The organism is Bacteroidota bacterium (genome assembly GCA_025059945.1).
GTDB lineage: Bacteria > Bacteroidota > Rhodothermia > JANXDC01 > JANXDC01 > JANXDC01.
Genome location: JANXDC010000001.1, coordinates 32,040 through 45,311 on the forward strand (window position 1 = coordinate 32,040; position 13,272 = coordinate 45,311).

The 13,272-nt window shown below is 63.2% G+C and carries 12 protein-coding genes; 9 read left to right on the forward strand and 3 right to left on the reverse strand.

Annotated features, from left to right (window positions below; genetic code table 11):
• Positions 1–88: 88 nt before the first annotated feature.
• Entirely contained in the window at positions 89–1,336 is a 1,248-nt protein-coding gene (locus NZ993_00160; GenBank protein MCS7154212.1) for a hypothetical protein, read from the forward strand.
• A 39-nt stretch (positions 1,337–1,375) separates the two neighbouring features.
• On the opposite strand, the gene NZ993_00165 is transcribed toward NZ993_00160, so the two are convergent.
• Positions 1,376–2,686 carry an MgtC/SapB family protein gene (locus NZ993_00165; protein ID MCS7154213.1) on the reverse strand — a complete coding sequence of 437 codons (1,311 nt, stop codon included), beginning with the start codon at positions 2,684–2,686 and terminating at the stop codon, positions 1,376–1,378.
• Positions 2,664–3,932, reverse strand: coding sequence for a diaminopimelate decarboxylase (lysA, locus tag NZ993_00170; GenBank protein MCS7154214.1), 1,269 nt, complete (start codon positions 3,930–3,932; stop codon positions 2,664–2,666). Before lysA ends, NZ993_00165 begins: the two co-directional genes overlap by 23 nt.
• A gap of 241 nt (positions 3,933–4,173) precedes the next feature.
• Here lysA and deoC point away from each other — a divergent pair, with 241 nt between their 5' ends.
• The 8 genes from deoC (at position 4,174) to trmB (ending at position 12,679) form a co-directional block, all read left to right on the forward strand.
• Positions 4,174–4,842 carry a deoxyribose-phosphate aldolase gene (gene deoC / locus NZ993_00175; protein MCS7154215.1) on the forward strand — a complete coding sequence of 223 codons (669 nt, stop codon included), beginning with the start codon at positions 4,174–4,176 and terminating at the stop codon, positions 4,840–4,842.
• Positions 4,842–5,402, forward strand: a complete 561-nt coding sequence (locus tag NZ993_00180; protein ID MCS7154216.1) for an SPOR domain-containing protein — start codon at positions 4,842–4,844, stop codon at positions 5,400–5,402. The genes deoC and NZ993_00180 overlap by 1 nt, the downstream gene beginning before the upstream one ends.
• Before the next feature lie 42 nt (positions 5,403–5,444).
• Positions 5,445–6,588 (forward strand): peptide chain release factor 2 gene (gene prfB, locus NZ993_00185; GenBank protein ID MCS7154217.1). Its coding sequence is split into 2 segments (ribosomal slippage): positions 5,445–5,510 and positions 5,512–6,588, totalling 1,143 coding nucleotides; the frame shifts between segments, so codons are not numbered across the junction.
• A 2-nt stretch (positions 6,589–6,590) separates the two neighbouring features.
• Positions 6,591–7,268, forward strand: a complete 678-nt coding sequence (locus NZ993_00190) for an endonuclease V (protein MCS7154218.1) — start codon at positions 6,591–6,593, stop codon at positions 7,266–7,268.
• Position 7,269: 1 nt separating this feature from the next.
• Positions 7,270–8,844, forward strand: coding sequence for an L-aspartate oxidase (nadB, locus tag NZ993_00195; protein ID MCS7154219.1), 1,575 nt, complete (start codon positions 7,270–7,272; stop codon positions 8,842–8,844).
• 76 nt (positions 8,845–8,920) lie between these two features.
• Positions 8,921–10,405, forward strand: coding sequence for a carboxypeptidase (locus NZ993_00200; GenBank protein MCS7154220.1), 1,485 nt, complete (start codon positions 8,921–8,923; stop codon positions 10,403–10,405).
• Between the two features lie 82 nt (positions 10,406–10,487).
• On the forward strand, positions 10,488–11,897 hold the full coding sequence (locus NZ993_00205) for a sigma-54 dependent transcriptional regulator (protein ID MCS7154221.1): 1,410 nt from the start codon (positions 10,488–10,490) through the stop codon (positions 11,895–11,897).
• A gap of 8 nt (positions 11,898–11,905) precedes the next feature.
• Entirely contained in the window at positions 11,906–12,679 is a 774-nt protein-coding gene (gene trmB, locus NZ993_00210) for a tRNA (guanosine(46)-N7)-methyltransferase TrmB (protein ID MCS7154222.1), read from the forward strand.
• Here the strand turns inward: trmB and NZ993_00215 are convergent.
• Positions 12,651–13,235 carry a MarC family protein gene (locus NZ993_00215; protein ID MCS7154223.1) on the reverse strand — a complete coding sequence of 195 codons (585 nt, stop codon included), beginning with the start codon at positions 13,233–13,235 and terminating at the stop codon, positions 12,651–12,653. The two genes, trmB and NZ993_00215, sit on opposite strands and share 29 nt — an antisense overlap.
• Positions 13,236–13,272 lie beyond the last annotated feature (37 nt).

Below are 13,272 nucleotides of genomic sequence, written 5' to 3' on the forward strand. Positions count from 1 at the left end.
TGGCCTCGCGTCGGACATAGAAACCTTGCTTTTCTAGAAGCTGCGGTCTATCATAAGATCGCGTCTAGCGGGAACCGGAGGTGCGCCGATGGCTTGGACCAAGGCATTGGCTCTAGCACGCTGGCAAGAGCGCTTTACCGCGCAGTGGATCGTCAGCCCCCGAGCCGATCTGCTCTGGTTTATAGGGGGAGCGCTGGCCGGATATGGGCTGTTGTACCTGCATGCCGGCCTGCATTTAGACATGATCACGGTATGGTTCCTCTGGGTGCTCCTACTGGACAGCCCCCACTTTTTCGGCACGTATTCTCGGACGTACTTCGACAAAGAGGAATGGCAGCGCCGCAAGGCCCTCCTGTTGGGTAGCCTGCTGTGGTTCCTGGTAGGCCCCGCCGTATTAGGCCTTTCCTATGTGGGCTACCGGTTGGGCTGGGAGGGTTATCGGATACCCTTTCTCGCCTTTTTGGTGTTTTTCAACCTTTGGGCCTACTGGCATGTGGTCCGGCAGCATTACGGAATCCTGAGCCTGTACCGACGCAAGAACGGGGAGACAGGTCTAACGGATCTGCGCATCGATCAGGCGCTGCTCTATGGGGGGCTGCTTGCCCCGTTTGTCGCCTTCGCCATTCGGCACCCGCAGGCCAGGGCTGCGCTTGGACTTCCGGAGCGTTTTCCGGAATATCCGGCCCTGTCAGGTTCAGGGCTCGAGGGCCGTCTGAGCGCGCTGTGGGAGCTGGATTATTGGCGCGCCCTACACTGGGAGCACTTCGTCGTGGCCGTCGCTTGGGCCGCGTGGCTGACCGTGATCGCGGCTTTCTTGTTGCGGCAGCTGCAGCGTTGGCGCGCCGGACTGCCCCTAAACGGGCCCAAGCTGCTTTTTCTGCTCGCCCTGATCCCGCTCTATAGCTACATCGGCTTTAGCTCCGTGGCCTTGACGGCCCCGCTGCTGGCCTTTAGCGCCTTTGTAACGATCTATCACGACATCCAGTATCACGCGATCGTGTGGTTTCATCACCGCAATCGCTACCACCGACCCGGCGTGGACCCCAAGCGCTTCGGGCTGGCCGCCAAGATCAGTCGGAGCTTCCTCACCTACATGGCCTGCGGAATCGCCATGGCGGCCGTGTTCCGCCTGCTGGGGTGCGCTCTTGAGGTGCATCCGGGCTGCGGCCCGCTTGTGCTCACTAGCCAGCATGCGCTCTTCGGGGCCTTCAGCACCCGGGAACTGGTGCTCGCCTTTTTAATCGGTTTTCCCATGCATCACTACTTTCTGGACCAGTACATCTGGCGCCCCTCGCGCGATGAGACGCTCAGGCGGGACCTCAAGCTAGAGACATAGCCGCGCCGCAAGGAAGAACCTATCGCGCGCGCCCCGAGCCTAAAAGGCCCAGCTCAGCAGGAGGCCCAGGGCCGCGATAGCGCCCAAAATAGGCGCTGTCTGGCGCTTTAAACTCACGGAGCCCAAAGCCAACACCAGGGCTAGCTTAGCGAGCGTGTTGGTCACGGCGGCGATGATAATCGCTGTGCGGGCGGTTTCAGCCGAGATAGAGCCGGTGCGGAACAGGTTGGTTACGCTTAGCGTGATGGCGTCCAAGTCCGCGATCCCGCTCAGCACGCTCGCAAGCAGCAGGCCCTGATCACCGTAGTAGGTCTGCGCGGCCTTGGTGAGCACGAGCACGGCAGCGTAAAGCAGGGCGAACTGAAACGCCGGCCACAGCCGAGCCGGGTTGCGCACGGTCAACGGGGTTGCGGCTTGGGCCTCCTGCCGGGCTCGGCGTCGCGCACGAAGGACCGGGCCCAGGCCGACCAGCATACCCACGGCAAACAGGCTGAGCAGAGCCGGGGCCATCGCTCTAAGCAGGGGCGCGTAAACAACCCCTATGACGACAAGCAGGCGAACGAAAAGAATCGAGCAGGCCAGGCCTATACCCAAAGCCAGCGCGTGGGCTAGCTCGGGCTGTTCTCGGCTGCGGTGGGTGAAGGCCAACGTGACGGCCGTGCTCGAGACCAGCCCCCCCAGAAGTCCGCTCAGACCCAGGCCGCGCTCCGGACCGATTGTCCGCACCAGCACATATCCAGCAAACCCTATCCCCGCGATAAGCACCGCCATAAGCCCGATCTGCTGCGGGTTGAGCACGCCAAAGGGCCCGTAAGATCGATCGGGCAGCACCGGCAACACGACCAAGGCCACGACGGCAAAGCGCAGCCCGGCGATCAGGTCCACCTCTTCAAGTGACCCGGCTATGTGCTGGGCCGGTCTTTTGATGGCCAGCACCGCGGTCACAAGCACGGCGGCCGATACGGCCACGCCGCGCAACCCCAAACCCACAAGCGAGCCGATGAGAAAGGCGGCCAGCATGGCCGCCTCGGTTGTGGCCCCCACGTCTGCATCGGCCTCTTGGCCCCTTCGGGAGGCCATTACGTAGCCGGCAGCCGTCAACAGGGCCACGGCGCCCAAAACGATCCCGTAGCTGCCCGGAAGCGATCGGTTCAACAGGACCGCCAGCGCGCCCATAAGGCTTAAGAGCATAAACGTCCGAAGTCCAGCTGGCCATAAAGAGGCTATCGTGCGCCCCTGATGCCGCAGCATGGAAAACTCCCGCTCTATACCCATGAGCGCACCCAGCAGCAGCGCCAGCACAAGATCCCAGAGGGCGCTTACCTGCTCAGGGCTCCAGCTCGGCAGCATCGCAGCCCTCCGGTTTGAAGGCCGTATCGCGCAAGATGGCCGCTACGAGCGCCTCTCGACTGGGGCGGGGGCGAATGCATCGGAACCGGCCCTCAGCGGTGAAGAGCACCTCAGCCGGGAACTCGCGCAAATTGTACGTGGAGGCCATCGATAGCCCGTAGGCTCCCGCGTCGAGGATCGCCAAAACGTCTCCGATGCGGACCTCGGGCATCGGCCGATCGTGCGCGAAAACGTCGCCCGATTCGCACAGGTTGCCCGTCACCGTGTAGACGTTCAGGGGCCCCTCGGGGTTGGAGAGGTTTACGATATGATGATAGCTGCCGTAGAGCACAGGCCGGATGAGATGATGAAAGCCGCTATCCGTGCCCACGTATCGGCGCTTTCCTACGCGCTTAAGTGCCGTTACGCGCACCAACAGCAAACCCGCCTCGGCCACCACGTAACGGCCCGGCTCGAAATAAAAACGCAGGGGGCGTCCCGAGCGGGCGAGGAACTCCTTTAAGGGGCCTATGAGGTGGCGCTCGGCTTCGGCCCAATCCAGCGGCCGCTCATCGGGTCGGTAGGGGATGGGCAGCCCCCCGCCAAAGTCGAGCCACTGCAGATCCGGGAAATGCGGGGCGAGCTCCAGCAAGATCCGCATGGCCTCCCCGAAGGCGCGCAGATCGGGGATTCCGGAGCCAATATGTTGATGCAGCCCTACGATGCGCAGCCCGCCGGCTTGGGCGATCTCCTGAGCCTGAGGCAGGTCCTCAAGCGGGATGCCGAACTTGGCGTTTTCTCCGGCTGTGACCACATATGCGTGATGGCCGGCTCCGCGTGCGGGGTTGATGCGCAGGGCGACCGAGCGGCCCGGATACCGGGCCGCAAAGCGCTCCAGGCGGCTTAGCTCGCCGATGTTCAACAGAAGGCCCCGCGCCACGGCCTCCTGCATTTCGGCATCGGAGAGCATATTCGGGGTAAACAACACCTCCTCCGGACCCACCCCCAAGGCCCGCTGCAGAAGCTCCACCTCTCCCAGGGAGACGGCGTCAAAGCCGAAGCCCTCCCGGCGGATGATGCGCAGCAGATGCGGATTGTAGTTAGCCTTGAGCGCATATAGCAGCCGATGGGGCAGGGCCGAGAAGACCTCGCGCAGCTGCCGACATCGGGCGCGGATCGTGGCCTCATCGTATACGTACAAAGGCGTACCCCAGAGCTCGGCCGCCTCCAGAAGTCGATCGGGCGCTATGGGGGGGTGAGCGGACATCGCTCCTGACCGCGGCGGAAAATAGCCAGGCTTCCGGAGCTCGATCAAATGCCGTTGCGCATTTGGCGCCGTCCGGGCTATTCTTACAAGCGGACCTCCGCTTTCAGCGCGCCTCACGTTCTGTCCAGGCCAGTTTATAGGCGGCGGGCGTCGTCACGGGGCCGAAGGCGCCGGCTTGAAGATCTTTCGGAGAACTAGCCTCATGGAGCCAACAAGCGCCCCAGAGCGAGCAGAAGTCCTGATGCGGCTTGCCCGCATGATCGATCATACCCTGCTTAAGCCGGAGGCCACCCGGGAGCACATCCGGCGGCTTTGCGCCGAGGCCCGACTGTACGGCTTCGCCTCGGTCTGCGTAAACCCCTGCTACGTGGCCCTGGCGGCCGAGGAGCTAGCCGGCAGCTCGGTGAAGGTCTGCACCGTGGTGGGGTTCCCCCTGGGCGCCAACCGGACCTCGGTCAAAGTGCGGGAGGCCCTGCAGGCCATCGAGGACGGCGCGGCGGAGTTGGACATGGTCCAGAACGTCGGCCTGCTTAAGTCCGGAGCCTATGAGGAGGTAGAGGCCGACATACGGGCCGTCGTTGAGGCCGCGCATGCTGAGGGAGCGCTCCTGAAAGTGATCATCGAGACGGCCCTGCTCACGGATGAGGAGAAGGTGACCGCATGCCTGCTGGCCCGCAACGCGGGGGCTGATTTCGTTAAGACCTCTACCGGTTGGGCTTCCGGGGGTGCGACCCCAGAGGACGTGGCCTTGATGCGCCGCGTCGTGGGGCCTCAAATGGGCGTGAAGGCTTCTGGAGGGGTGCGCACCTGGCAACAAGCCGAGGCCCTGATCCGCTCAGGGGCCGATCGGATCGGAACCAGCGCCTCGGTGCAGATTCTTCAGGGACTTGAAGGGAAAGAGGCGTACTGATGCACGGGCCGGCTTTATCGCGATGCACCGGACTTCACCTAGCGGCCGCGTTTTGCGTTGGACTAGCGGGATGTGCCGCCCCTCGGCCTGTGGGGAAGCCGCAAGAGGCTGAATCGGTCCGCCTGCGCGCCTTGGAGACCTTTGATCCCACCCCGTATCGGGAGTCCTGGGATTCGCTCCGAGCAGGGCCCGTGTCGCATGATCTTCCCGCTGAACTGGAGGACGTGAATCGACCCGGTCGCGCTCCGGTTCGCCGCGCTCCCAGCGGCACTCCGCGACCGGAGCCGCCTCCGGCGCCCGCTCGCACGGTGCGCCCGGTGTATCGGGATGGCTATCGGATTCAGATCTTCTCGAGCGCCAACCGCTTTGAAGCCGAACAGAAGCGCATCGAGGCGCTGCAGCAGCTGCCCTACCCCGTCTATGTGGTCTTTCAAGCCCCGTACTACCGCGTGCACGTGGGCGATTTTCTTTCGCGCAGCGCAGCCCAGCGCGCCTTAAGCGAAGTCCGCACTCGCTATCCTTCGGCCTGGATCGTGCCCGATCGGGTGCGCTTGCCATAGTGTGCGTATCTTTGCCCTTCGAAGACGCAGTGGGACATCATTATGGCGATCTCTCAGGAAGCCGTACGCGAGCTGTTGCAGAGGGTAGAAGCCCTCCGGGGGTATCTTTGACATCGAGCGCCGTCGGGAGCGCCTTCTGGGCCTGGAGGCGCAGACTCAAGAGCCGGACTTTTGGCAGGATCCTCGGCGCGCCCAGGCCGTCATGAAGCAGATCAAAGACGAAAAAAGCTGGCTGGAGGCTTGGGAGGCCCTATATCGGCAAGGGCGCGATCTGGAGACGCTGCTGGAGCTGGCCCAAGAAGTGGGCGCTGAGACCGTAGAGGCCGAGCTGGAGGCCGAGGCGCGCCGGCTGGAACGGGCCGTCGAGGAGCTGGAACTCCGCCAGATGCTGCGAGACGAAGACGACCGGCGCAACGCCATCCTGACGATTCATCCCGGCGCGGGGGGCACGGAGTCGCAAGACTGGGCGGAGATGCTGCTGCGCATGTACACGCGCTGGGCTGAGCGGCGGGGCTACGAGGCGCACATAGTCGATTACCAAGAGGGCGAAGTGGCGGGGATCAAAAGCGCCACGCTGGAGGTCGTAGGCCCGTACGCCTACGGATTTCTCAAGGCCGAATCCGGCGTGCATCGGCTGGTGCGCGTCTCACCCTTCGACGCAAGCGGCCGTCGGCACACCTCCTTCGCCTCCGTTTTCGTCTATCCAGAAGTCGACGAGACGATTCAGGTCGAGATCGATCCGGCCCGCCTGGAGCTGGAAACGTATCGCTCCAGCGGCAAAGGCGGGCAGAACGTCAACAAGGTCGAGACGGCCGTTCGGCTCATCTATCTGCACCCCCGCCCGGATGGCGGCTTTGAGCGGATCGTAGTCGAATGCCAACAGGAGCGCTCCCAGCATCAGAACCGCGAAAAGGCCATGCGGATGCTGCGAAGCCGGATCTATCAACTGGAGCGCCAGTGGCGCGAACAAGAGCGCGCTAAGCTCGAAAGCACTAAAAAGAAGATCGAGTGGGGCAGCCAGATCCGCTCCTACGTATTCATGCCCTATACGCTCGTTAAGGACCACCGCACCGGCTACGAGACGAGCAACGTAGAGGCCGTCATGGACGGGGAGGTCGACCCCTTTATTCGGGCTTATCTGCTCCAGGAGGCTCGCGAGGCGGCCGGCGCTCAGGGATCCGGCTAGGCATGTCACTGGCGCCCTTACATCCCTGGCCCGAGGACGCAGAGGAAGCGCTGCGCTGGCAGCGTCGCCTAGCTAAGCGGGTGCGGCCCGAAGGCGATCCGGGCCCGGTGCGCTACGTGCTCGGATGCGACGTGGCCTATGGCCGGGGGCGCGCCTATGCGGTGGCGCTGCTATTTGACCTCCTTACAGGCCAACAGATGGCCAGCGCCTGGGCGCAAGGGGAGGTGCGCTTTCCGTATGTGCCGGGGTTGCTGAGCTTCCGAGAGCTTCCCCTGCTGCTAGAGGCCTTCGAGCGCCTCCGGGGACCGGAGCCTGAGCTCATTCTTTGCGATGGGCAGGGTATTGCGCATCCCCGTCAAATGGGGCTGGCCGCGCATCTGGGCTTGTGGTTGGATCGACCTACAATCGGGGTGGCCAAATCGCGCCTTTGGGGCTGGCATGAGCCGGTTCCGGAGGAGGCTCTCCGTTTTAGGCCTCTTTGGGCCAAGGGGCGCCTGTTGGGCTATGCCCTGCGCACCCGCCATCGGGGCCGGCTCGTTTACGTATCGCCCGGACACCGCATCGGCCCCGAAGCCGCGCTCCGCCTGGTGCTTGCGCTGCTGGATGGGCATCGGCTGCCGTATCCTATTCGGCTGGCCGATCGGGCCGCGCGGGCGCTCGCACGCCAAGGGCGACGTTAGCATGAACCGCTTCGATGTGCTTGTAGTGGGCAGCGGTATCGGAGGCCTGAGCTATGCGCTCAAGGTGGCCGATCGCGCCAGCGTAGCCGTCGTCACCAAAGAGTCGGCCGAATCGAGCACGCATTACGCGCAGGGCGGAATAGCCGTCGTCTGGGATCCGGCCGACTCGTTTGCCGCTCACGTGCAAGACACGCTTCGGGCGGGGGCCGGCCTATGCCGGCCAGAGGTGGTTGAGATGGTCGTGCGCGAGGGTCCGGAGCGCATCCGGGAGCTTCTCGAATGGGGGGTGCCCTTTACACGCCGAGACGGCGACCTGGACCTGCATCAGGAGGGCGGGCATTCGCATCCGCGCATCGTGCACGTGCGCGACCAGACCGGACGGGCTCTTCAGGAGGTGCTCTTGGAGCGGGCTCGGGCGCATCCGAACGTCCACCTCTTTGATCATCATATGGCCGTGGAGCTCATCACCCGAGCTGAGTCCGGACAAGGCGCCTGCTACGGGGCCTATGTGCTGGAGTCCAGCACGGGTCGAGTGCATGCGTTTCTGGCCCGCCTCACAGTGCTGGCCACCGGTGGCGCGGGGCGCGTATACTTATACACCAGCAACCCGCCGGTCGCCACCGGAGACGGATTGGCAATGGCCTACCGGGCCGGGGCCCGCCTGGCCAACTTGGAGTTCATCCAGTTTCACCCCACGACGCTGTATCATCCCGAAGCGGATGGGTTTCTATTGTCCGAGGCGCTGCGCGGCTATGGGGCTTATTTGCGTACGGCTGATGGAGAGCGCTTCATGCTGCGCTACGATGAGCGAGCCGAATTGGCCCCTCGGGATGTAGTGGCGCGTGCCATCGAGCTTGAGCGCGAACGCCGAAATCAGCCGTGCGTGTACCTGGACGTGACACACAAGCCGGCCTCGGAGGTTCGCGAGCGCTTTCCGTACCTCTACCAGACGTGCCTGCGCTACGGAATCGACATAACGCGTCAGTGGATTCCCGTGGTGCCGGCCGCCCATTACGTGTGCGGCGGGGTGGTAGTAGACCTCTGGGGGCGCACGACGCTACCGCGCCTGTATGCGATCGGAGAGGTCTCCCATACCGGGCTACATGGAGCCAACCGATTGGCAAGCAACGCGCTTCTGGAGGCGCTCGTCTACGCCCATCGCGCTGCTCAGGCCACGCTGGCCGAGTTGCGGATGTTTGCGCTTCCGCGCCAGGTCCCGGACTGGGAGGGCCCCGTCGGCGCGGAGCCCGAGCAGGGCTTGCCTCTTGTAGAGCGTCGCGAACGGCTGCGCCAAACGATGAGCGAATGCGTGGGCCTTGTGCGCAGCCCGAAGCGGCTGGAGCGCGCACGGCGCCGTGTGCGGCGGCTGCTAAAAGAGCTGGAGGCTCTATCCGGAAGCGCCCGACCCTCGGTTGCCCTGCTAGAGCTGCGCAACCTGACGCAGACGGCTTATCTTATCATCCGAGCGGCCTTATGGCGCCGTGAGAGCCGAGGCCTGCACTACAGAACGGACTATCCCGAGCCGGATCCCCGATTTCTGCGAGATACGATCCTGGAGGCTGCAAAGATCTGGTAACAAACCCCTCATGGCGTTGTTCGGAGGCTAGCGGGGGTCTATTTTCCATCGCCTCACAGCAAGGGGGTTCCGTCCTATGTTGCGCGTAGGAGCTTTCGGCTTTGTGCTTCTTGGGCTTCTGTCCGCATCGGTTCCGACGCAGGCCCAGCGCCGTCTTTCGCCGGATACCCTGATTGTTCAGCAGCGCACCGCCCTCATCCAAGGTCAGCGCATCCCGTACCGCGCGGTGGCCGGCACGCAGCCCGTCTGGAACCGGGCCGGCCGGCCGATCGCCTATGTGTTCTACGTCTATTATGAGCGCACGGATGTGCCCAATCGGGCTGAACGGCCGCTTCTGATCTCCTTTAACGGCGGGCCGGGTTCGGCCTCCGTCTGGATGCATATCGGCTATACGGGCCCGCGCCGGGTGCGGATTGACTCCGAAGGTTTCCCCGTGCAACCCTACGGCATAGAGGACAATCCGCACGCGATCCTGGACGTGGCCGACATCCTGTACGTGGACCCCGTTAACACGGGCTTTTCGCGGGCGCTGTCCGATACGGTGAACCTGCGCCAGTTTTTCGGGGTCAACGAGGACGTGGCCTATCTGGCGGATTGGATCGCACACTGGGTCAGCCGAAACGGCCGATGGGCTTCGCCCAAGTTCCTGATCGGGGAAAGCTACGGCACCACGCGCGTCTCGGGCCTGGCCGGCGTCCTTCAAGAGCGGCACTGGATGTATCTGAATGGCGTCATCCTGGTCTCTCCAACCGGGCTGGGCATCCCCCGAGACGGCCCCGTTGGGCAGGCGCTGCTGCTCCCTTATTACGCGGCCGCTGCGTACTATCATCGGCGTTTGAGTCCGGATCTGCAGAGCCGCAGCCTGGAGGCCCTCCTGGCCGAAGTAGAGGCCTTTGCGATCGATACTTACTTGCCTGCCCTGGCCCGGGGCGGGTTCCTTGAGCCGGAGCGTCGGCGTGAAGTCGCCCGTCAAGTCGCCCGCTACTCGGGTCTTGCCGAGACGGTCGTGCTCGCCTATAACCTAGCCGTTCCCCGAAACGTTTTCTGGAAGGAGCTGCTGCGCGATCAAGCGCTGACCATAGGCCGGTTGGATTCCCGCTATCGGGGGCTTGATCGACAAGCGGCGGGCGAGCAGTTTGACCATGATCCCGCGCTGTCGGCCTGGAATCACGCTTTTACGCCGGCCATCAACCAATATCTGCGCGCAGAGCTCGGCGTGCGCACGGATTTGGAGTATTGGATCTTCGGCCCTGTGCAGCCTTGGAATCGACAGGGGGATCAGACCGGCGAACAGCTCCGCCGCGCTATGGCCCAAAACCCATATTTGCAGGTGCTCTTCCAGGTGGGCTACTTCGATGGGGGCACGGACTACTTCTCGGCCAAGTACACGATGTGGCAATTGGACCCTAGTGGCAAGCTGCGCGACCGGTTTGTGTTCAAGGGCTACCCCAGCGGGCACATGATGTATCTGCGCGACGAGGACCTTAAGCGCGCCAACGACGATCTGCGCGCCTTTATCCGGCAGGCCGTCGAGGCCGCCCGCAAACCGGCCCGCTACTAGGGGCCTCGATTTTTGCTTTTGGGGGCGTATGCCCTAAGTTTGCACCTGTTCCAAGCTGGAACAAAGCTGAGGAACGGGTCCTATGCCCGCATCTGCGCACATCCTCATCGCCGAAGACGACCCGCAGGTGCGCCTGCCTCTACAGCGGTTTCTGGAGAACCAGGGCTTTTGGGTCGAAGCCGTAGGTACAGGTGAAGACGCCATCGAGCACATCGCCTCGGGCCGATACGATTTGGTGATCACGGATCTGCGCATGGGGGAGACAGGGGGGCTGGAGGTGCTCGAATACGCCCGCCGGCAGCCCACCCCGCCGGAGGTGATCGTGATCACGAAATACGCCACCGTGGGCACGGCCGTCAACGCCATGCGGTTGGGCGCTTTCGATTATCTGGTCAAGCCCATTCGGCATGAGGAGCTTCTGCTCATTATCGAGAAGGCCCTGGAAAAGCGCCGCCTCATGATAGAGGTGCAGAACCTGCGCCGGCAGGTGCAGCACCGCTTCAGCTTCGAGAACATCATCGCCTATTCGGAGGCCATGCTGGCCGTAATCAAGAAGGCCAAGCGCGTGGCGCTTACCAATGCTACGCTCCTGATCGAGGGCGAATCCGGAACAGGCAAGGAGCTGCTGGCCAAGGCCATTCATCAGCACAGCCGTCGCGCCGCAGGTCCTTATGTGGCGATCAACTGCGGAGCCTTGCCGGAGTCGCTTCTGGAAAGCGAGCTTTTCGGCTACAAAAAGGGCGCCTTTACCGGGGCTGTCTCCGACAAACCCGGGCTGATTGAGGAGGCCAACGGCGGCACGCTGTTTTTGGATGAGATCGGGGAGATGCCCCTGTCTGTGCAGGTGAAGCTTCTGCGCGTGCTGCAGGAGGGGGAAATCCGCCGTGTGGGCGATGTGCAGCTGCGCCGGGTAGATGTGCGCGTGATCGCGGCCACGAACCGCGATCTGGGTCGGCTCGTAGAACAGGGTCGGTTCCGCGAGGATCTGTACTACCGGCTCAACGTGATTCCGATCCGTATTCCGCCTTTGCGGGAGCGCAAGGAGGACATCCCGCCCCTGGTCAAGCATTTCCTGGCCAAGTTTTCCGAAGAGCTCCGACACCCGGTCAAGGAGATCACGCCGGAGGCCATGGAGGCCCTGCTGCGTTATGATTGGCCGGGCAACGTGCGGGAGCTGGAGAACACGATCGAACGCTGCGTGATTCTGTCGCATGACGACGTGATCGGGCCAGAGGATCTGCCGGAGTGGGCCCGGAGAGAGCAGCCGGCTCCTCCTATGGCTGCGGAAGCTGCCCATGACGGTCAGGCTGTGAGCTGGGGGCAGATCTGCCCAGAGTGGACGCTTGCGGAACTGGAACGCTGGTACATCTTGGAGACGTTGCGTCGTTACGCATACAACCAATCGCAGGCCGCCCGGCATTTGGGGATCGGACGCAACACGCTCTGGAAGAAGCTTAAGCAATACGGGATCCGCATCCATAGAACCGTCTGAAAGGCCCCATGGCTCACCTCGTAGAACCCGAAGTTGGACTCCCCTACACGCCGGACTGGACCCACGCCGAAGTCCCTTTTCCATGGGAGCGGTGGTTCGGACGCGTGGCGCCTCTGCGTGTGGAGATCGGCTTCGGAAACGGGGAGTTCCTAGCGGCCATGACCGCTCGCCACCCGGATCGCAACTGGGTCGGAATCGAAATTTCGCGCATCAGCGTGCACAAGGCCGATAAGAGGCTATCGGCGCACGCCCTTGAACATGTGCGGCTTTTGCACGGGGACGCGCGCTTGTTTCTGCTCATAGGGTTCGCCCCGCAAACGGTAGAGACGGTCTATTTCAACTGCCCCGATCCCTGGTTCAAAAAGCGCCATCACAAACACCGCCTCTTACAGCCCGAGATGGTGCAGCTGCTGGCCAACCGGCTATCACCGGAAGGCGAGCTCTGGGTGGTGACGGATACGGTGGAATTTCGCGACCACCTGCTGGAGGTCCTGCCCAGCTCCGCCGTGTTCGCTCCTGCTGCAGAAGGTCTGTACGCGGAGACCCTACCCGAGGCCTATCCTCTTACCAAATACATGCGTCAGGGCATAGCCGAAGGCCGCAGGTTGTATTTTTTCCGCTGGCGGAAGGTTGGACATCCGGAGGTGGATCCGGCCGTTTACGCGGGGCGATTTTACCTCAAGGAGTCCTTAGCGCGCTACGCAGAGCCCGTGCGGCTGCGCATCCTGGAGCAGCTCCGCCGGGCCTGGGCGTTTAAGGAGCCGGCCGCAACATACCCGTGATCCCACTACGGATCATGGACACGGCGATGGCCGAAAGAAACAGGCTTGCGATCTTGCCAAAGGCCTTGGCGCCGGCTTCTCCCGTAACGCGTCGGATGTGTCCGCCGAAGAGCAAAATCAATCCGGACAGCACAAGGTTGGCCACCAAAGCCAGAAGCGTGATGAGGTAGCCGTACTGGGAGACGAGCACTAGGATCGTTGTAATCGCCGCCGGCCCTACGGTAAGCGGGATACCAATGGGCACCACCCCAGCGGAGGCGTCCCGACGGCGGCGCTCCTCGACGGAAAACAAAACGTCGTAGATCCCCAGCACCAACAGGATAAGCCCGCCCGCCACGCGCAGATCATGAAGCGTAATGCCTAGAAAGCGGAAGACGAATTGGCCGGCAAATAGAATCAGCAGCGCAAGCCCAAAAGCGGCCGAGAGCGCCTGGTACACAAGGCGTCTACGCTCGGTCGGTGAGAGCCCCTCGGTCAGACCCAGATATATCGGAAGCACGCCTAGCGTGTTCAAGGCGACGAAGAGGGGAATGAAGGCCTCAAGAAAAGCCCGCATGGGTCGGCTTCTAAGTGTGTGCGGCGAAGGTAATCCT